The organism is Microbacterium sp. CFBP9034 (assembly GCF_034045255.1).
Taxonomy (GTDB): Bacteria; Actinomycetota; Actinomycetes; order Actinomycetales; family Microbacteriaceae; genus Microbacterium.
In genome coordinates, this window is sequence record NZ_JAXCWC010000002.1 from 496,156 (window position 1) to 514,655 (window position 18,500).

The window sequence follows — 18,500 nt, forward strand, 5'->3', positions numbered from 1 at the left end:
ATGTCACAGCACCACACCGCACGCCGTCTCGCGACGATGGCCGGCACCGCCGCCGTCCTCCTCGCGCTGACCGCCTGCAGCACGCCCGCCGGCGGCGACGACTCCGAGGTCGACACCCCCGGAGTCACCGACGACACCGTGACGATCGGCACGCACACGCCGCTCACCGGGCCGGCGGCCGCCGGCTACTCGTCGATCTCCGCGGCCGCGTCGGCCTACTTCGACTACCTGAACGAGCAGGGCGGCGTCCACGGCCGGACGATCGACTACGTCGTCAAGGACGACGGCTACAACCCGGCGACCACGCAGACCGTCGTGCGCGAGCTCGTGCAGGAGGACGAGGTGTTCGCGATCGTCAACGGTCTGGGCACGCCCACGCACACCGCGGTGCTCGACTACCTCAACCAGAACGAAGTGCCCGACCTGTTCGTCGCGTCGGGCTCGACGAGCTGGAACCAGCCGGAGAAGTACCCGTACACCTTCGGGTTCAACGCCGACTATGTCGTTGAGGGGGCGGCGCTCGCCCAGTACGCCGCGGACGCCCACGCCGGCAAGAAGGTGTGCCTGCTCGGGCAGGACGACGACTTCGGCGACGAGATGATCGAGGGCGCCGAGCTCGCCCTCGGCGCCGACGGGCTGACCGCCGTCGAGCGCTACTCGGTCTCGAACCAGGACGTGACCGCGCAGATCGGTGCGCTCAAGGCCGCGGGCTGCGAGATCAACATCCTCGCCACGATCAACGGGTTCACCGCGCTCGCGGTCGGCACGGCGGCGCAGCTGGGATGGTTCCCCCAGTGGTTCTCGTCCTCGTCAGGCGCGAACTACCCCACGCTCGTCGGGTATCTCGGCGAAGAGCTCGCGCCGCAGCTGCTGCAGGGCTTCACCGGGACGAACTACCTGCCCGCGGCGCAGGGCGACGACGACTGGGTCGCGCTCTTCCGCGAGATCAACACCGAGTACAACGAGGATGCGCCCTTCGACGGCAACACCGTCTACGGCATGAGCGTCGCCTACCTCTTCGCCGAGGCGCTCGAGGCGGCGGGCGAGAACCCGACGCGCGAGTCCCTTCTGGACGCGGTGAGCGGTGGCGGACTGGCCGGGAACGGCATCCTGCCCCTGTCCTTCGCCGAGGACAGCCACGCCGCCTATACCGGCGTCGGCATCACGACGGTCGACGAGGGCGTGCAGGACTACATCGGCACGACGTACGCCGTCGACGGCGGCTCGGTCGTCGAGGTCGAGGCCGCCCAGACTCCGCTCGCGAACGAAGGGGTGCCGGGGTCGTAGGGCTGCCTCGCGAGCGCACATGGTTCCGCCGAACGCACATGTTCGGTTCGCGCAAACCATGTGCGCTCGCGCACATCATGTGCGTTCGGAGCGGCGACGCCGAGGAGCACGGATGCCGTACACGGCCAGTCGGCGGGCGAGCCCCTCCGGACTGACGAGGTGCTCGAATCCCCAGCGGGCGATGGGCCGCCCGGTGGTCGCGCGGATCCAGTCCTCCCGCTCCTTCTCGGCGCGTAGGACTTCGGCAGGGCTGCGCCCGTCGAGCATCATCGGATCGGTGTACTTGGCTTTGCCGTCGAACTCGCCCCAGGCGTGCGACTCGTCGAGGCCAAGGTCGACGAAGTAGTCGGCACCTGCGGGGCCGGGTACATGCACCTGGAGCCGGACAGCCGTGTACCCGAGCTGGATGAGATGGTGCCGACTCACGCTCTCTCCGGGCAGCTCGGCGCGGCCGTCCGCATGCTCGAGGACCCATCTCGCTTGTCGGACTCCGCGTTTGCCCTGCATCGTTCCCAGCAGTCGCCACATCGCGTCGCGAAGGCGCAAGGCGGCGTCCACGTCGTACCGCCTGATCCCGGGTCGGTGTGCGACGGCGCGGAGCGCGGCATCCGCGATGACAAGCGCCGTCTCTGTGGGAACCGACCTCGCCAGGTCCACGACCGTGCGCTCGAGGCTCGTGCACAGCAGCCCGTGTCGCTCGGTGATGTCATCGTCGGGAAGGTCGTCGCGATGCCGGAACACACCGCCCGTCGAACTCGCCCCCGCGCCGCGGCGCAGAGTCACATGGGCGCGGGCGGGATCCCAACGATAGAGCGGCAGCCCCCAGATCGCGGCCGCCGATGTGTGGGAGAACACGGCGCCGCCCGATCGCATGGATGCGGCAACTGCTGCTACCCGTCGGAGCTGACGACCCTCGGAGTAGGCGGTGGTCCAGTCGGCGCCGTCGGCGTACCACCCGTCGTGGACTCGGACGAGGTCCCCCGACCGCAGGAGGGCTCTCTGCTGTCGCCGACCGAACCCGGCTCGGTCCAGCTGCGAGTAGTGCGTCAGCTTCTCGGCCGCTTCGTCGAGGTCCACCGCCCCAGCATCCGCTCATGCGTAACCGCGTTCGATGTTCCGGGTCTCGTTGTGCGTGCGTCCCACCGCGTGTCGTCTGGGGAGGAGGCACGTGCCGGCCGGCCGGGCCGGCCCCCGCCTCGAGCCCTCCCGCGCCGCTCCAACGACGCCGAACGCACATGGTTCGGTCGAGCGCACATGATGTGGACGTCCAATGCGTGTGCGCTCGCGCACATCATGTGCGTTCGCGGGAAGGAGGCTGTGAGCTAGGCGGCGAGGCGCGCGAGGCCCGGCCGGGCCGAGCTGGACCAGCCCGGGCTCAGCCCACCGGGGTGAACTGCGCCACGAGCTCGCGCTTGAGGACCTTGCCGCTCGAACCGAGGGGCAGCGCGGGCACGACGTGCACGACCCGCGGGTACTTGTACGCCGCGATGCGGTCGCGCGCGAATGCGGTGATCTCGGCCGGATCGAGCTCCACACCCTCGTGCGGCACGACGGCGGCGTGCACCTCTTGCCCGCGTACGTCGTCGGCGACGCCGAACACGGCGGCCACGGCGATGCCCGGATGCCGCGCCAGCACCGCCTCGACCTCCGTCGGGTAGACGTTGTAGCCCGAGCGCACGATCATGTCCTTCTTGCGGTCGACGATCGTCAGCACGCCGTCGACGAACGTGCCCAGGTCGCCGGTGCGGAACCAGCCGTCGACGACGGCGGCGGCCGAGGCATCCGCTCGCCCGAGATAGCCCTTGAAGAGGTTGTGGCCGCGCACGACGATCTCGCCGAGTGCACCCGGTTCGTCGATGAGCGCGACGGCGGACTCCACCTCGGGATCCGCGACGGCGACGTCGACGCCCCACAGCGCGCGGCCCACGGTGCCCGGCCGGATGGGCTCGTGCAGCGGGTTCGACGACACGGTGGGCGCCGTCTCGGTGAGGCCGTATCCCTCGTGCACGTCGGCACCGAAGGCGGCGGAGAACGCCTCGAGCACCGCGACCGGAAGGGCGGCTCCGCCCGACACGGCGTAGCGCAGCGGCGGCCGGGCGTCCGAGCGGCGTGCGGCTTCCAGCATCCCGACGTACATCGTCGGCACGGCGGTGAACACCGTCGCCTCCAGCGACACCATGAGAGCGAGCGCCTGGTCGGCGTCGAACCGCGGCAGCAGGATCACGGATGCCCCGACCCGGAAGGCGATGTTCATCACGGCGGTCTGCCCGAACGTGTGGAAGAGCGGCAGCCCGCCGAACACGACGTCGTCGGAGCGCAGGTCGAACGCGTCGATGAGTGTGCAGTGCACCTGCTCGATGATCGACAGGTGGGATCCCACGGCGCCTTTGGGCGTTCCCGTCGTCCCGCTCGTGTAGAGGATGGTCGCAGCCTCCAGCGGACCCACCGGGGTGTGCCGCTCGATCGGCAGGGAAGCGGATGCCTCGGCCTCGAGCCGCGGCAGGTCGACGCCGGCGTCGCCGGGCAGCAGCACCGTCACGAGCGGCACGCCGGCCTGGGCCGCGGCGGGAACGGCCTCGCCGAGCAGCGGTGCGGCGACCACGAGCAGGTCGGCCTCTGCGTCGCGCAGCACGTACGCGATCTCCTCCGCTTTGAACAGGAGATGCACCGGGACGACGACGGCCCCGAGCGCGAGAGCGGCGTAATAGACGCGTGCGAAGTCGGGCACGTTCGGCACCAGCATCGCGACCCGGTCGCCGCGCCCGATGCCCCGGTCGCGCAGCGCCCCCGCGTACGCGCGGGTCTGATCCCAGAGCTCGCGATACGTCGTGGCCGTGCCCAGGAAGTGCAGGGCCACGCGATCGCCGTGGCGGGTCGCCGACTCGCTCAGGATGCTCGCGACCGAGAGCGTGGTGAAGCCGAGGCCGTCGATCGCCTCGTCGGGCTGGTGTGTCATCGGTGTCTCCTTCGACATCGGGGGAACGCGCTCGGGACGGAGAGCGGATGCTGCCGCCCGGCGAGGCTCAGCCGCGCAGCTGGGCGCGGCCGAGGCTCGAGAGATGCACCTCGTCGGGACCGTCGGCGATCCGCAGCGACCGGATGCCGGCGTAGAGCTCGGCCAGCGGAGTGTCGGACGACACCCCGGCGGCGCCATGCACCTGGATCGCGCGGTCGATGATCGTCTGGACGGCGCGCGGCACGGCGATCTTGATCGCCTGGATCTCGGTCATCGCCTCCTTGTTCCCGACCGTGTCCATGAGCCACGCGGTCTTCAGCACGAGGAGCCGCAGCGCCTCGAGCTGGATGCGCGACTCGGCGGCCCACTCGCGGACGACGCCCTGATCGGCGAGGGTGCGCCCGAACGCGTGACGCTCGTTCGCGCGGGCAGTGAGGAGGGATAGTGCCCGCTCGCCCATGCCGAGGGCGCGCATGCAGTGGTGGATCCGGCCGGGACCGAGGCGCGCCTGGGCGATCGCGAAGCCCGAGCCCTCGTCGCCGATCAGGTGGGCGACGGGAACCCGCACGTCGTCGAAGGCGATCTCGGCGTGGCCGCCGTGGTCACGGTCCTCATAGCCGAAGACGGTGAGCGGGCGCACGATCCGCACGCCCGGGGTGTGGCGCGGCACCAGGATCATGGACTGCTGACGATGGCGGTCGGCCTCCGGGTCGGTCTTGCCCATCACGATGAAGATCGCGGCATCCGGGTTCATCGCGCCCGTCGACCACCACTTGCGTCCGGTGATCACGTACGAGTCGCCGTCGCGGCGGATGCGGGTGCCGATGTTCGTCGCGTCGGACGAGGCGGTATCGGGCTCGGTCATGCAGAAGGACGAGCGGATCTCCGCCCGGAGGAGCGGCTCCAGCCACTGCTCCTTCTGCTCGGCGGTGCCGAAGTCGCTGAGCACCTCCATGTTGCCGGTGTCGGGGGCGGCGCAGTTGAACGCGGCCGGTGCCAGCCGGGGGCTCCATCCGGTCACCTCGGCGATCGGCGCGTACTGCAGATTCGTCAGCCCCGCCCCGCCGTGCTCGCCCGGCAGGAAGAGGTTCCAGAGCCCCTGCGCTCGGGCCTTCGCCTGCAGCTCGCGGACGATGGGGCGAGTGGTCCACTCGTCGGGCGCGGCCGCCAGCTGCTCATCCAGCACGCTCTCCGCGGGCAGGACATGCTCCTCGAGGAATGTCTTCGCGCGCGCGGTGAGTTCGAGCGTGCGTGCATCGTGTGCGAAGTCCATCAGCGCACCTCCAGTCCCATTCCGGCGAGGGGCTCGACGAGCCCGCCCATCCGATCGAAGCCCTCGCCGACGGTGTCGCCGGCCTGGTAGCGGTAGTGGATCCCCTCGAGGATGACGGCGAGCTTGTAGGCCGCGAAAGCGCGATACCAGCGCAGATCCGGGATGCCGATCCCCGCGCGCTGCGCGTAGACCTCGACGAGCTCGTCGAAGGTCGGGTAGCCGGCCGCAGGGTCGACCGCGCTCGGCACCGCTCCGGCGAAGTCAGCAGGGAGGTTGGCGATCTCCCAGTACAGGGCGAAGATCCCGAGATCGACGAAGGGGTCGCCGAGGGTCGCCATCTCCCAGTCGAGGATCGCCGAGATGCGCGGGTCGTCCGGCCCGCCCTCCACGAGGGCGTTGTCGAGGCGGAAGTCGCCGTGGACGATGCCGGCACGCCGGGCCTCCGGCATCCCGTCGGCCAGAGAGTCCTGAAGTCGATCGAGCGCCGGAGTGTCCCGGGAGCGTGAGGCATCGAGCTGTCGCCGCCACGTCGAGAGCTGCCGGGCGAGGTAGCCGTCTGGACGCCCGAAGTCGCCCAGCCCGACTGACGCGGGGTCGACGGCGTGCAGGTCGGCGAGGATGCGCACGAGGTCGACGCTGAGCAGCCGGAGTCCCTCGGCGCTGTACGCGGAGTTCTGCTGCGGGCGGGCGAGCACGCGCCCGGGGGAGCGCTCCATCACGAAGAACACGGTGCCCGTCACCAATCCGTCTTCCGCATCGTCGACCACGTCGACCGTCCGCGGCACCGGCACGGCGCTGCCGGCCAGCGCGGAGATCACGCGATGCTCGCGCCGCATGTCGTGTGCGCTCGAGAGCACATGTCCGAGCGGCGGGCGACGCACGATGAGGGGCATGCGTGCCCCGTCGACGGCGTAGGTGAGGTTGCTGCGGCCGCCCGCGATCACGGTCGCCGAGAGCTCGGCCGCGGCGAGTTCCGGATGCGTGGCGGCGAGCCACGCGGTGAGCCCCGCGACGTTCAACCCGGGTACCTCGGTCATCCTCGACCCTGCCTCTCGCGTCGTCCCATCGATGGGACCATGTCAGCATACCGGATGGTCGGTATGTTCGTCGCAACCGCACTTCCGGCCGCCCGGGGAAGTCAGCGGCGTGGCGTCCAGCCCGGCGGCAGCGGGCCGTCGACGGCGGCCCGTTCGAGGTCGGCGCGGGCCGACCAGCCCTGCGCGGCATCCGTGCTGTCGAAGCCGCCGCGCGCGACGCGGAAGCCGACGTCCTCGTGGTGCATGCGCGGCGCGCCGCCACGTCGAGTCGACGCTCGCACGCTCCAGGCGTCGTCGGCGTAGCCGCCGCCCCGGAAGACCCGGTAGGCGTCGTAGCGTGCGGGGTCCAGCAGATCCCAGCACCACTCCCACACGTTGCCGAGAGTGTCGAAGAGTCCGTGCAGATTCGGGAGCTTGCCGCCGATGTCCTGCGGCGACGTGACGCCGTCGGCGCTCGTCCACGCGACATCCGCCGGGGGCCCGTAGTGCGGCCCGGTCGACCCGGCACGGCACGCGTACTCCCACTCGGCCTCGGTCGGGAGCCGGTAGCCGTCCGAGTCCACGTGCCAGGTGACGTCCTCGCCGTCGAACGTGTAGGCGGGATCGAGCCCCTCCCACTCCGACGCGGCGTTGCAGAACCGGATCGCGCGCAGCCAGCTGACGTCGGTCGCGGGGCGCCGAGGGTGCCGGGACGCCTCTCCGATGATCTCGGCGAGCTGCTCCTCGGTGACGGGGTAGACGCCGATCTCGAACGGTTCGAGGTCGACGGTCCAGCGGGCTTTCCGGCGGGCGTCGTGCAGAGTGACAGACCCGGCCGCGATGCGCGCGAGCTCGATGTCGGTCACCGCGCGAAGTCCGGGTCTCCGGCGTGACGTCGGGCGTCGGGCGTCGGTGTCATCCCCCGAGCGTACGGCCGGGCCGGACCCCTGGCGACTGTCGGCGGGGCGTCATAGCCTGGCTTCCGGTCGCGGCGGCGCGGCGAGAGGAGTGACCCATGGCATCGAAGCTCGGCAACATCACCTTCTATGCAGACGATCCGCCGAGGCTCGCGCGGTTCTGGTCGGGGGTGTTCGGCTACCCGCCGGTCGAGTGGGACGAGCCGCTCAAGAGCCAGCTGCTCGAGTCGGGGCTGACCGAAGCCGATCTCGCCGCCCGCGCGGTCGCCGAAGACCCGGACGGTGACGGTCCGCGTCTCTTCTTCCACCACGCGTCCGATCCGAAGGCCGGTCGCAATCGGCTGCACCTCGACATCAGCGCCACGCCCGGCCGCCACCCGTCGCACGACGAGCTCGAGGCGGAGAAGGACCGGCTCGTCGCGCTCGGTGCCGAGGTCGTGCGCCTCGTCGACCAGGACTGGGGGCCCTGGCCCGAGCACTACTACCAGCTGCGCGATCCGGAGGGCAACGAGTTCTGCCTGCAGTGATGCGCTAGCCCTCGAGGTGCTCCTCGATGGCGGAGCGGACGGATGCCGGCACCGGCGTCGGCCGGCGGCTCGCGGCATCCACGAAGACATGCACGAATGTTCCCGTCGCGATCGGGTCGTCCGTTCCCGCGCGGAGGATGCCGAGCGACCAGGTGACGCTCGTAGTGCCGAGCCGTTCGACGCCGATGCCCACCTCGAGCTCGTCGGGGAACGACGCCGAGGCGAGGAACTCGCACGACGACGCGGCGCACAGGGCGATCGAACTGCCCTGCGGGTCGAGTCCGGCCGCGTCGATCATCCAGGCGTTCACTGCGGTGTCCATCGCCTCGTAGTAGACGGTGTTGTTGAGGTGCCCGTACTGATCGTTGTCGTTCCACCGCGTGGCGAACGGGCGACGCACCCGGAAGCCGCTCATCAGCCGTCGACCCGCAGCAGCAGCCGGAAGGCGACGCGGGCGCGCTCCGCGCTGGGCTGATCGCCCGAGATGAGATCGGCGTACGTGAAGGACTCCGACATCCGCACGAGCAGGTACGCCAGTCCGGGTGGGTCAATCGCACCGCCGAGCGGCTGATCGCCGAGTTCTCGCCGCACCAGCCAGTCGGTCGTCGCGACGTAGCGGCGCTGGATGGGGCTCTCCTTCGTCGTGAGCAGCCGAAGCGCCCGCGCGGGCTCGCGGCGCAGGAACTGGCGGAAGTACTCCGCCGTGATCAGGTCGTCGACGAAGTGGGTGAGGATCGCGGCGATGCGCTCGCCGCCGGCCAGGTCGGCGGTTGCGTGCTCGGCCTGCACGAGCGTGGGGATCGCGAGCGACCACAGCACCTCGCCCAGCAGGGCGTCGCGGTTGCCGACCCAGCGGAACAGCGACGTGCGGTCGACGCCGAGTGAGGCCGCCAGGCTTCCCATATCGATGCGCCGGGCGGCGATGAACGTCTCGCGTGCCGCGTCGAACGCCCGGACTGCGTCGGGATGGGATGCCTCCGCCAGCCGCTCCGACAGCCACGACGGTGCCGCGAGCAGGCCCGCCGTCGCGAGGGTGAGCGCAGGCGCGGCGGTCGTGGTCATGCGGGAACTCTACCCCTTCGCCCTCCCGAGCGCGCAACGTTCTGGAATATGTTGTGCAACGTTCTCGGTAATGATGCATACTGGCCGAGGATCACCGATGATCGGAGCAGACGATGACGTTCACCCTCACCGAGGCGGAGGCCGCGGCATCCGTTCCCGCAGATCTTCTCGACGCGGACTTCTATGCCTTCCAGCACCTCCTCACCGACCGCGAGCAGTCGGCGCTCCGCGACATCCGCGCCTTCCTCGACACCGAGGTTCGGCCGTTCGCCGACGACCTGTGGGAGCGGGCGGAGAGCCCCCGGCACCTCGTTCCGCGCATCGCCGAGCTGGGGCTCTACGGCAACGGGTTCGCCGAGACCCGGCGGTTCGAGAACAGCAACGTGTTCCGCGGCTGGGTGGCGCTGGAGATCGCGCGCGCCGACCCGTCGCTCGCCACCTTCATCGGCGTGCACAGCGGGCTGGCGATGACCTCGATCTCGGTCGGGGGTTCGGCCGAGCAGAAGGCCGAGTGGCTCCCGCGGCTCGGTGCCGGCGAGCTCGTCGCGGCGTTCGGCCTGACCGAGCCGGGCCACGGCTCCGACACCGCGCGAGGGCTCGAGACCACGGCCGAGCGGCGGGGCGACCACTGGGTGCTCAACGGCGCCAAGCGGTGGATCGGCAACGGGGCGTTCGCCGACCTCGTCGTGATCTGGGCGAGGGATGTCGCGGACGACCAGGTGAAGGGCTTTCTGGTGCGCACGCCCGCGGTCGGCTTCTCGGCGTCGAAGATCGAGCGCAAGCAGTCGCTGCGCGGGGTCGAGAACGCCGACATCCTGATGACCGATCTCGTGGTGCCCGAGCGCGACCGGCTCCAGCACATCGACGGGTTCCGCGATCTCGCGGTGGTGCTGCGCCTCACCCGCGCGGAGGTCGCGTGGCAGGGGCTCGGCGTCGCCGTCGGCGCCTACGAGGCGGCGCTCGCCTACGCGAAGGCCCGGATCCAGTTCGGCAAGCCGATCGCGTCGTTCCAGCTCGTCCAGCAGAAGCTCGCCGTCGCGCTGTCGAACATCACCGCCTCGATCGCCCTGAGCGTGCGGGTCTCGCAGATGCAGGACGAGGGAATCCAGCGCGATCACCACTCCGCCATGGCGAAGGCGTTCGTCTCCGCGCGCGTCCGGGAGACCGTGGCGCTCTGCCGCGAGATCTGCGGCGGCAACGGCATCCAGCTCGGCGGCGAGTCGCAGGTCGACGGGATCCCGCCGGGCTACGGCGTCGCACGCTACTTCGCCGACGCCGAGGCGGTCTACACGTTCGAGGGCACGTACGACATGAACACCCTCATCGTCGGCCGCGCCATCACCGGGATCGCCGCGTTCACGTGAGCCGCGGCATCCGCCACCCGAAGGAGAACCGATGACCGAGGCCTATATCGTCGCCACTGCCCGATCGCCGATCGGACGTGCCCGCAAGGGATCGCTCGCCGGGGTGCGCCCCGACGACCTCGCCGCCAGGATGGTGCGCGCCGCCCTCGACACGCTGCCCGCGCTCGACCCCGCGCGCATCGACGACCTCATGATCGGCTGCGGCCAGCCCGCCGGCGAGCAGGGCATGAACCTGGGGCGCATCGTGTCGGTGCTGCTCGGGCTCGACACCGTGCCCGGCACCACCGTCAACCGCTACTGCTCGTCGTCGCTGCAGACGACGCGGATGGCCTTCCACGCGATCAAGGCGGGGGAGGGCGACGTCTTCGTGTCGGCCGGAGTCGAGTCGGTGTCGCGCTACGGCGCCGGAGCGTCCGACATTCCGGCGGCCTTCAATCCGGTGTTCGAGACGGCCGAGGCTCGCACCGCGGCTCGGGCCGAAGGCGGCGCACCGGTCTGGGCGGATCCACGCCGCGACGGCTCGCTGCCCGATCCGTACATCGCGATGGGCCAGACGGCTGAGAACGTCGCGCAGGTGCACGGCATCACCCGGGCGGAACAGGATGCCTTCGCCGCCCGCTCGCAGCAGCGTGCCGAGGCGGCGATCGCCTCGGGGTTCTGGTCGCGCGACATCACACCCGTCACGCTCGACGACGGCACGGTGGTCGCGGCCGACGACGGACCCCGGCCCGGTGTCACCCTCGAGGCGCTCGCCGGGCTCGACCCGGTCTTCCGTCCCGGCGGCACCGTGACCGCGGGAAACTGCTGCCCGCTCAACGACGGCGCCGCCGCGGTGATCGTCGTGTCGGAGCGCATCGTGGACGAGCTCGGACTCACACCCCTCGCCCGCATCGTGTCCACCGGCGTCGGGGCCCTCTCGCCCGAGGTGATGGGGCTCGGGCCGGTCGAGGCATCCCGCCGCGCGCTGCGTCTCGCCGGGCTCTCGATCGACGACATGGATCTGGTCGAGATCAACGAGGCGTTCGCGGCCCAGGTCATCCCGTCCGCGCGCGAGCTCGGCATCGACGAGGAGCGGCTCAACGTGCACGGCGGAGCGATCGCGGTGGGGCATCCGTTCGGGATGACCGGCGCCCGCATCACCTCCACGCTCATCAACGGCCTGGCCGAGGTCGGCGGCCGCTACGGCCTCGAGACGATGTGCGTCGGCGGCGGCCAGGGGATGGCCCTGGTGCTCGAGCGGGTCTGACGGGGGCGCCCGGGGCGCGAACGCACACGATCTGCGCGAGCGGACATGGTTTGCGCGGACGAACCATGTCCGTTCGCGCAGACCGTGTGCGCTCGCGAGAGCGCCGGCAGGGACCCCTCAGGCCTCCGGCACCACCAGAGCCACGGCGTCGGCGACGAGCGCCGGGCGCGACGAGCCCTCGAGCTCCACCGTCGTCTTGAGGCTCACCCGGTAGCCCGTCGGCGTCGGCTCGACCGCGGCGACCTCGGTGACCGCGCGCACCCGCGAGCCCACGATCACGGGCTGCAGGAACCGCACCCGGTCGAGCCCGTAGTTGACGACCATCGAGGTCCCGGCGATGTCGAGCAGCCCGGCGGTGAGCCGAGGCAGCAGCGAGAGCGTCAGGTAGCCGTGGGCGATCGTCGCCCCGAAGGGACCGGATGCCGCGCGCTCAGCGTCGAGGTGGATCCACTGCCAGTCCTCCGTCGCGTCGGCGAAGGCCTGGATGCGCTCCTGGTCGATGGCGAACCACTCGCCCGTCGCGGTGCGGCCGATCGCCGAGGGGAGTGCTGCGGGGGAGTCGACGACGATGCTCATGCGCGCGGACCTCCGGCGACGTACAGCACCTGGCCCGACACGAAGCCGGCGTCGTCTGAGCAGAAGAAGGAGACGGCCCCCGCGATGTCGTCGGGGGTGCCCGCCCGCTGCACCGGCACCTCGGCTGCGGCGGCGGCGATGAAGTCGTCGAACCCGACGCCCATCCGCTCGGCGGTCGATCGCGTCATGTCGGTCACGATGAACCCGGGCGCGACCGCGTTGGCGGTGACGCCGTAGCGTCCGAGCTCGAGCGCGAGCGTCTTCGTGAAGCCCTGCATGCCGGCCTTCGCCGCCGCGTAGTTCGCCTGCCCTCGATTGCCGAGCGCCGAGGTGCTCGAGAGGTTCACGACCCGGCCCCAGCCCGCCTTCACCTGATGCGCCTGCACGGCCCGCGACATCAGGAAGGCACCGCGCAGGTGCACGGAGAGCACGGCATCCCAGTCGTCCTCGGTCATCTTGAACAGCAGGTTGTCGCGGATGATCCCGGCGTTGTTGACCAGGATCGTGGGGGCGCCGAGCTCAGCCTCGACGCGGGCCGCGGCATCCGTCACCGCCGTCGCGTCCGCGACGTTCGCCCCCACGGCGAGGGCACGTCCGCCGGCTGCGACGATGGCGTCGACGGTCTCGGCGCACTGCGCCTCGTCGAGGTCGAGCACGGCGACGGCGTTCCCGTCGGCGGCGAGGCGCCGGGCGGTTGCGGCGCCGATGCCGCGCGCCGCGCCGGTGACGATGGCGGTCCGGGTCATGAGGGGGTCCTTTCGAAGGTGATCAGCTGGCGGAGCTCGCCGCCCGCGGCGAGGCGGTCCATGGCCTCGTCGATGTCGTCCAGGCGGATGCGGGAGGACACGAGTCGCTCGAGGGGCAGTCGTCCGGCGCGCCACAGCTCGACGTAGCGCGGGATGTCCCGGCTCGGCACAGCCGATCCGAGGTAGCTGCCGACGATGGTCCGCGCTTCGGCGGTGAGGAGCAGGGGCGATACGGCGGCGGTGGCTCCCGGTGCCGGGAGTCCGACCGTGACGGTGGTGCCGCCCGGGGCGGTGAGCGCGATCGCGGTCTCGAAGGCGCGCACGGCTCCTGCGGCCTCGATCACGACAGGGGCACGGATGCCGCGCTCCACCGCGTCGGCCGGGCTCAGCGCCTCCGCGGCGCCGAGTTCACGCGCGAGCTCGAGCTTGGCGTCGACCGCGTCGATCCCGACGACCTCTTGGCCCAGCGCGACGGCGACGAGAAGTGCCGCCATGCCGACTCCACCCAGCCCGACGACGATCACGCGATCGCCGGGGCCCGGGCGGCCGGCGTTGAGCACCGCGCCGCCTCCGGTGAGCACGGCGCAGCCGAGGAGCGCGGCGACTTCGGCCGGAACGTCGGCGTCCACCGGCACGACCGACGTGCGGCTCACGACGGCATGGGTCGCGAAGGCGGAGACACCGAGGTGGTGGTGCACGGCTTCCTCTGCGCCGTCGGCGGCGGCGCGGTGAAGGCGGATGCCGCCTCCGACGAGCGTGCCGGCGTTGTTGGCCGCGGTGCCCGGAGCGCACGGCAGCCTGCCGTCGGTGCGGCATCCGTCGCACTCACCGCAACGCGGGAGGAAGGTCATGACGACCCGGTCGCCGGGGACGACGTCCGTCACGCCGTCGCCGAGCGCCTCGACGATGCCGGCCGCCTCGTGACCGAGGAGCATCGGCGTCGGGCGCATGCGGTTGCCGTCGACGACGCTGAGGTCGGAATGGCAGACGCCGGCGGCCTCGATGCGCACGAGCAGCTCGCCCGGGCCGGGCGCATCGAGCTCGAGGTCGCCGACCGTGAACGGCCGGGACCGGGCGAACGGCGCTCCGGCGCCGGAGCGTTCCAGTACGGCACCCGTGATGAGCATGCGACCTCCTCGTCGTCCTGCGGACCCTCGAGTATGCCACGAGCATACCGACTGGGCGGTATGCTCGCCAATCGAGTGCCGGAGGCAGCGCGAGCGCGTCTGCCGGTCAGGCGCCGCCGGGCCCGCTGCCTCCGGAGACGCGATTGCCGCGCCGGATCAGGAAGTAGATGCCGAACCCGATCCCGGCGATCAGCAGCGCGATCGGAATCGCCCACGGGAGCCACGTCGCCATCGTCTGGTCGGCGCTCGCGTCCGCCGTCGGCGTCGGAGTGGCCGTCGAGCTCGTCGTCGGGGTGGGTGTGGGGGTAGCGCTCGGAGTGAGCGTCGGGGTCTGGCTCGGCGTCGGCGCGGGCGTCCCGGTCGGCTGGGTGGGAGGCGCCGCCGTCGGCACCGGGGTCGGCGCGGCGGTGGGCGCCGGCTCGGCCGTCGGGGCGGGCTCGGCGGTCGGCACGGCGGAGGGTGTGCGGGTCGGTCGTGGCGCCGGAGTCCGCGTCGGCTCAGGCGTCGGCGTCGGCTCCGATGTCGGCGTGGGCTCCGCGGTCGGCGTGGGCCGCTCGGGGGTGGGCAGCGCAGTCGGCAGGGCGACGGTCGGCGAGATGCTCGGGAGGCTGGTGGGGAGCGCGGTCGGCAGCACGATCGGCAGGTTCGCGCACCCTCCGAGCGTGAGCGCCCCGAGGAGGAGGGCGGCGATCGCCGCCTGCCGGATCCGCCTGCTGCCGCGCATGGGGTCCTCCTCGCCCGGGATCAGAGCAGCCCGGCCCGAATCCGCTTGGCGATGCGGCGGCGGCGGATCCACTTCTCGACCTCGACGAAGAGCGGCACGACGAGCGCCAGTCCGAGGCAGAGGAGCCATTCGTTCCCGCTCAGCGACACCGTGCCGACGAGCTTCTGGAGGAAGCCGATCTCCACCGCGGCGACGGTGAGCGCCAGCGGAATCGCGAGCCACTTCAGAGCCGTGAGGATCGGCCCGGCGAGACCGGAGTCCGGGTCGCGTCGCATCGCCAGCCCGCCCAGGATCGCCCCGAAGGCCGCGATCACGAACGTCATGGTCACCGGGACGTTCGGCTCGGAAGGGCTCGCAAGCTCGGGGAACATCAGCAGCGGGATCAGCGTCATGAGGAACAGCACGCCGCCGTAGACGAACCACAGGGTGACTGCTCCGCCGTTGGCGATCGTCTTCTTCGGGTCGCGCGGCGGTTTGAGCATGATGCCGTCGGGCACCGGATCGAGGAGGATCACGATCACCGGGAAGATCGAGACGAAGAAGTTGAGGAACAGGATCATGATCGGCGTCAGCGGGACGCCGCTGTTGATGTCGAAGATGCTCGCGACCAGGAAGAGCAGCACCAGCGAGAAGAGCTGCGACATCTGGTAGCGGACGTAACTGACGATCTTCTCGTAGATCCCGCGGCCGAGCTGGACTGCCGTCACCAGGGTCCCGAAGTTGTCGTCGATCAGGATCATCTTGCCCGCCTGCTTCGTCACCTCGCTCCCCGAGCCCATCGCGACGCCGATGTCGGCCTGCTTGAGCGCGGCGGCGTCGTTGACGGCGTCACCGGTCATCGCGACGACGTCGCCCATCTCCTGCATGAGGCGGGCGAGCCGGAGCTTGTCCTCGGGCGTCACACGCCCGAACACGTGGAGGTTCGGCAGAGCCGCCTTGAGCTCGTCGTCGGTCATCGCCTGGATGTCCGCGCCGCTCGCGGCGCCGGGGCCGAGGCCGAGCTTCGCGCCGATGGCAGCGGCGGTGATCGCGTGGTCGCCGGTGATCATGCGCACCTCGATGCCCGCCTCGTGGGCGATGCGCACCGCTTCCTTGGAAGAGGGGCGCAGCGGGTCGATGATGCCGACGAGCCCGACGAACGTGAGGTCCTTGACCTCGGCCATCGGGTCGACGGGAACCGGCGTACCCGGCACGAAGCGGCGCACGGCGAAGGCCAGCACGCGCAGGCCCTGCTCCGACAGCTTCCGGTTCGCCGCGAGCACCGTTTCCAGCTGCGCGTCGATCGGCGCCGGGCCGTCGGCGGTCATCACCGTCGAGCAGCGGTCGAGGACGACATCCGGTCCGCCCTTGACGAGGGCGATCAGCCGCGTCGTGCCCTCCTGCGGCACCTCGTGGAAAGTCGCCATGAACTTGTACGCGGAGTCGAAGGGCACCTCGGCCGCACGGGGGTACTTCGCGCGCGTGAGCTCCGAGTCGGCGCCCATCTTGGCGGCCAGCACCACGAGGGCGGCCTCGGTCGGGTCGCCGATCACGGCGCCGTCATCCGACACCGTGGCGTCGCTGCACAGCGTCAGCCCCAGCGCGAGCTGCCGGAAGTCCGGGACCGGCTGGCCCGCCACCTGACGGATCTCGCCCGTCTTCTCGTACCCGCTGCCCCCGACGGTGAACCAGTCGCCCGCGAAGTACAGCGACTCGACCGTCATCTCGTTCATCGTGAGCGTGCCGGTCTTGTCGGAGTTGATCGCGCTCGTTGCGCCGAGCGTCTCGACGTCGGTGAGGTTCTTGACGATCGCCTTGTGCTCGGCGAGCTGGCGGGAGCCGAACGAGAGCATCGCCTGCACGAACGAGGGCATGCCTGTCGGGATGGCCGAGATCGCCATGGAGATGCCGAGCAGGATGACCGACGCGATCGGCTGATCGCGCACGAGGCCGAAGATGACGATGACGGCGACCGCGCCCCAGGCGATCCAGCCCAGCACGCCGGTGAGTGAATCGAGCTCCCGCTGGAGCGGCGACTTCGCCTGCTTCACGGACGACAGCATCGAGGCGATCTGCCCCATCTGCGTGGTCATGCCCGTGTCGGTGATGACGACCGTGGCGGTCCCTCTCGTCACCTGCGTGTTCTGGAACGCCATGTTCGCCCGGTCGCCCAGCGTCGTCTCGGGATTCGCGATGGTGCCGGCGTCCTTGGCGATCGGCGCGCTCTCGCCCGTGAGCGCGGCCTCCTGCGTCTCGAGCGTCGCCGAGCGCAGGATGCGTCCGTCGGCGGGCACGATGTCGCCGGCTTCCAGGGCGACGATGTCACCCGGCACGATATCGGTGGCGGCGACCTGCAGGAGGCTCCCGTCGCGGAAGACGCGGGCCTGGGGAATCTGCATCTTCGACAGGGCGTCGACGGAGGCCTTCGCCTTCATCTCCTGACTCGCTCCGAGGAACACGTTCAGGACCACCAGCGCGCCGACGACGATGCCGACGCTGACCTGGCCGATGAGCAGACTGATGACCGCGACGATGACGAGCATCACGTTCATCGGGTCGGCGAGCTGACCGAGGGACACCTGCCAGAGCGACGGCGCCTTCTCGGCGGCGATCGCGTTGGGCCCGTGCTCGGCGAGCCGCCGCGCGGCCTCGGCCTGGGTCAGTCCGCGCTCGCGATCGGTCCCCAATGCCGCGACGACGGCATCGGGGTCCTGGGTGTACCAGGTCGCCGCGGAAGGTGCGGGAGTGGGGGGTGACGTCTCCACGGTGCTCATGGCTTGACGATACCGCCCGCCCCATGGTCCGGCGAGGGTGAGATTCGGCGCGTCAGCCGCGCCCGGCGGTGTCAGTCCAGGCGCTCGCGCAGGCGGCGTGCGACTTCGGCCTTCGGCATGGTGCGGGGGAAGACCGCCACGATGAGGTCGTCGTCGGCGGCGCCGCGCGCTTCGCCGTCGGGGTCGACGCCGAACCGTCGCAGCGCGTCGTCCAGCGCCCGGCGCAGCACCGAGACGGGCACGCGCTTCGGTCCGCGCAGCAGCTGGCGCAGCACGTGGTTGTGGATCGCCGTCACGAGGGCCGAGAAGCCGACCGCGTCGAGGGGATCCAGACCCGGCAGCGACGCGCGCAGGTACTCGTCGAAGAGGCGCTCGTAGCGGAACACGGTCACGATCTCCCGCTCGCGCAGAGCCGGAACCTGGCGCACGACGGTGTAGCGCCGGCGGGCCAGGTCGGGGTCCGCGGCGAAATGGGCGTAGACGAGGACGGATGCCTCGCACACGGCCTTCCACGGATCCGCGTGCTCGCCCGCCAGGAACTCGCGCAGCCGGTCGAGCAGCAGCTCGTGGTCGGCGAAGACGACGTCGTCCTTGCCGCCGAACTGGCGGAAGAAGGTGGACCGCGACACTCCGGCCGCCTGGGCGATCTGCTCCACAGACGTCTGGTCGAACCCCTGCCGGGCGAACAGCTCGAGCGCGGCCGCGACGACGGCGGCCCGGGGTGCGGCGGAGGAAGCGGCGGCGGTGTCGGTCATCTCGCTGAGAGCCTAGTCCGCGCGCTGCCCCCGGCTGCGGCGGCGCGGACACGATGCGTCGCACGCACGATCAGCCGAAGGGCCCGGCGCGTCGTTCGCGGTCGGCGCGCTCAGCAGGCGGTAGTAGGCTGGGCGACTGGTCGATATCTCGACGTCGAGACGCTTTCAGGC

At 71.1% G+C, this 18,500-nt stretch carries 17 protein-coding genes; 4 read left to right on the forward strand and 13 right to left on the reverse strand.

The genetic code is table 11. The annotated features are described in order from the left end of the window. Window positions 1–1,287 (forward strand): ABC transporter substrate-binding protein, encoded by a 1,287-nt coding sequence (locus tag SOM19_RS13545; RefSeq protein ID WP_320487124.1) that lies wholly within the window; start codon window positions 1–3, stop codon window positions 1,285–1,287. 75 nt (window positions 1,288–1,362) lie between these two features. Here the strand turns inward: SOM19_RS13545 and SOM19_RS13550 are convergent, their stop codons facing one another. The 5 genes from SOM19_RS13550 to SOM19_RS13570 all read right to left on the reverse strand — a co-directional run bounded on the left by SOM19_RS13550 (window position 1,363) and on the right by SOM19_RS13570 (window position 7,398). Further along, window positions 1,363–2,364 (reverse strand): type IV toxin-antitoxin system AbiEi family antitoxin domain-containing protein, encoded by a 1,002-nt coding sequence (locus SOM19_RS13550; protein ID WP_320487125.1) that lies wholly within the window; start codon window positions 2,362–2,364, stop codon window positions 1,363–1,365. 298 nt (window positions 2,365–2,662) lie between these two features. After that, on the reverse strand, window positions 2,663–4,243 hold the full coding sequence (locus SOM19_RS13555; RefSeq protein WP_320487126.1) for an AMP-binding protein: 1,581 nt from the start codon (window positions 4,241–4,243) through the stop codon (window positions 2,663–2,665). A 67-nt stretch (window positions 4,244–4,310) separates the two neighbouring features. Then, entirely contained in the window at window positions 4,311–5,516 is a 1,206-nt protein-coding gene (locus SOM19_RS13560; RefSeq protein ID WP_320487127.1) for an acyl-CoA dehydrogenase family protein, read from the reverse strand. After that, window positions 5,516–6,553 (reverse strand): phosphotransferase family protein, encoded by a 1,038-nt coding sequence (locus SOM19_RS13565; protein ID WP_320487128.1) that lies wholly within the window; start codon window positions 6,551–6,553, stop codon window positions 5,516–5,518. Before SOM19_RS13565 ends, SOM19_RS13560 begins: the two co-directional genes overlap by 1 nt. 101 nt (window positions 6,554–6,654) lie before the next feature. Then, window positions 6,655–7,398, reverse strand: coding sequence for a formylglycine-generating enzyme family protein (locus tag SOM19_RS13570; RefSeq protein WP_320487129.1), 744 nt, complete (start codon window positions 7,396–7,398; stop codon window positions 6,655–6,657). 149 nt (window positions 7,399–7,547) lie between these two features. Between SOM19_RS13570 and SOM19_RS13575 the strand changes: the two genes are divergently transcribed. Then, on the forward strand, window positions 7,548–7,976 hold the full coding sequence (locus SOM19_RS13575; protein ID WP_320487130.1) for a VOC family protein: 429 nt from the start codon (window positions 7,548–7,550) through the stop codon (window positions 7,974–7,976). Window positions 7,977–7,980: 4 nt separating this feature from the next. Here SOM19_RS13575 and SOM19_RS13580 read toward each other — a convergent pair whose 3' ends face one another. Together SOM19_RS13580 and SOM19_RS13585 are read right to left on the reverse strand one after the other, a co-directional pair. Then, on the reverse strand, window positions 7,981–8,391 hold the full coding sequence (locus SOM19_RS13580) for an acyl-CoA thioesterase (RefSeq protein ID WP_320487131.1): 411 nt from the start codon (window positions 8,389–8,391) through the stop codon (window positions 7,981–7,983). After that, window positions 8,391–9,038: a QsdR family transcriptional regulator gene (locus SOM19_RS13585; protein WP_320487132.1), complete on the reverse strand. Its 648-nt coding sequence runs from the start codon at window positions 9,036–9,038 to the stop codon at window positions 8,391–8,393. Before SOM19_RS13585 ends, SOM19_RS13580 begins: the two co-directional genes overlap by 1 nt. 113 nt (window positions 9,039–9,151) lie before the next feature. On the opposite strand from SOM19_RS13585, the gene SOM19_RS13590 reads away from it, so the two are divergent. Beyond that, window positions 9,152–10,402: an acyl-CoA dehydrogenase family protein gene (locus SOM19_RS13590; RefSeq protein ID WP_320487133.1), complete on the forward strand. Its 1,251-nt coding sequence runs from the start codon at window positions 9,152–9,154 to the stop codon at window positions 10,400–10,402. Window positions 10,403–10,433: 31 nt separating this feature from the next. Next, window positions 10,434–11,648, forward strand: a complete 1,215-nt coding sequence (locus tag SOM19_RS13595; protein ID WP_320487134.1) for an acetyl-CoA C-acetyltransferase — start codon at window positions 10,434–10,436, stop codon at window positions 11,646–11,648. Window positions 11,649–11,765: 117 nt separating this feature from the next. Here the strand turns inward: SOM19_RS13595 and SOM19_RS13600 are convergent, their stop codons facing one another. From SOM19_RS13600 to SOM19_RS13625, 6 genes are all read right to left on the reverse strand, one after another. After that, on the reverse strand, window positions 11,766–12,224 hold the full coding sequence (locus tag SOM19_RS13600) for a MaoC family dehydratase (protein WP_320487135.1): 459 nt from the start codon (window positions 12,222–12,224) through the stop codon (window positions 11,766–11,768). Further along, the gene (locus SOM19_RS13605) at window positions 12,221–12,970 is read right to left on the reverse strand and encodes an SDR family oxidoreductase (protein WP_320487136.1); all 750 of its coding nucleotides are present in this window, start codon (window positions 12,968–12,970) and stop codon (window positions 12,221–12,223) included. Before SOM19_RS13605 ends, SOM19_RS13600 begins: the two co-directional genes overlap by 4 nt. Then, window positions 12,967–14,097 carry an alcohol dehydrogenase catalytic domain-containing protein gene (locus tag SOM19_RS13610; protein WP_320487137.1) on the reverse strand — a complete coding sequence of 377 codons (1,131 nt, stop codon included), beginning with the start codon at window positions 14,095–14,097 and terminating at the stop codon, window positions 12,967–12,969. Before SOM19_RS13610 ends, SOM19_RS13605 begins: the two co-directional genes overlap by 4 nt. Window positions 14,098–14,203: 106 nt before the next feature. Next, window positions 14,204–14,821: a hypothetical protein gene (locus SOM19_RS13615; protein WP_320487138.1), complete on the reverse strand. Its 618-nt coding sequence runs from the start codon at window positions 14,819–14,821 to the stop codon at window positions 14,204–14,206. A gap of 20 nt (window positions 14,822–14,841) precedes the next feature. Continuing rightward, window positions 14,842–17,574, reverse strand: coding sequence for a cation-translocating P-type ATPase (locus tag SOM19_RS13620; RefSeq protein WP_320487139.1), 2,733 nt, complete (start codon window positions 17,572–17,574; stop codon window positions 14,842–14,844). A gap of 71 nt (window positions 17,575–17,645) precedes the next feature. Further along, window positions 17,646–18,329: a TetR family transcriptional regulator gene (locus SOM19_RS13625; RefSeq protein WP_320487140.1), complete on the reverse strand. Its 684-nt coding sequence runs from the start codon at window positions 18,327–18,329 to the stop codon at window positions 17,646–17,648. Between the last annotated feature and the right edge of the window lie 171 nt (window positions 18,330–18,500).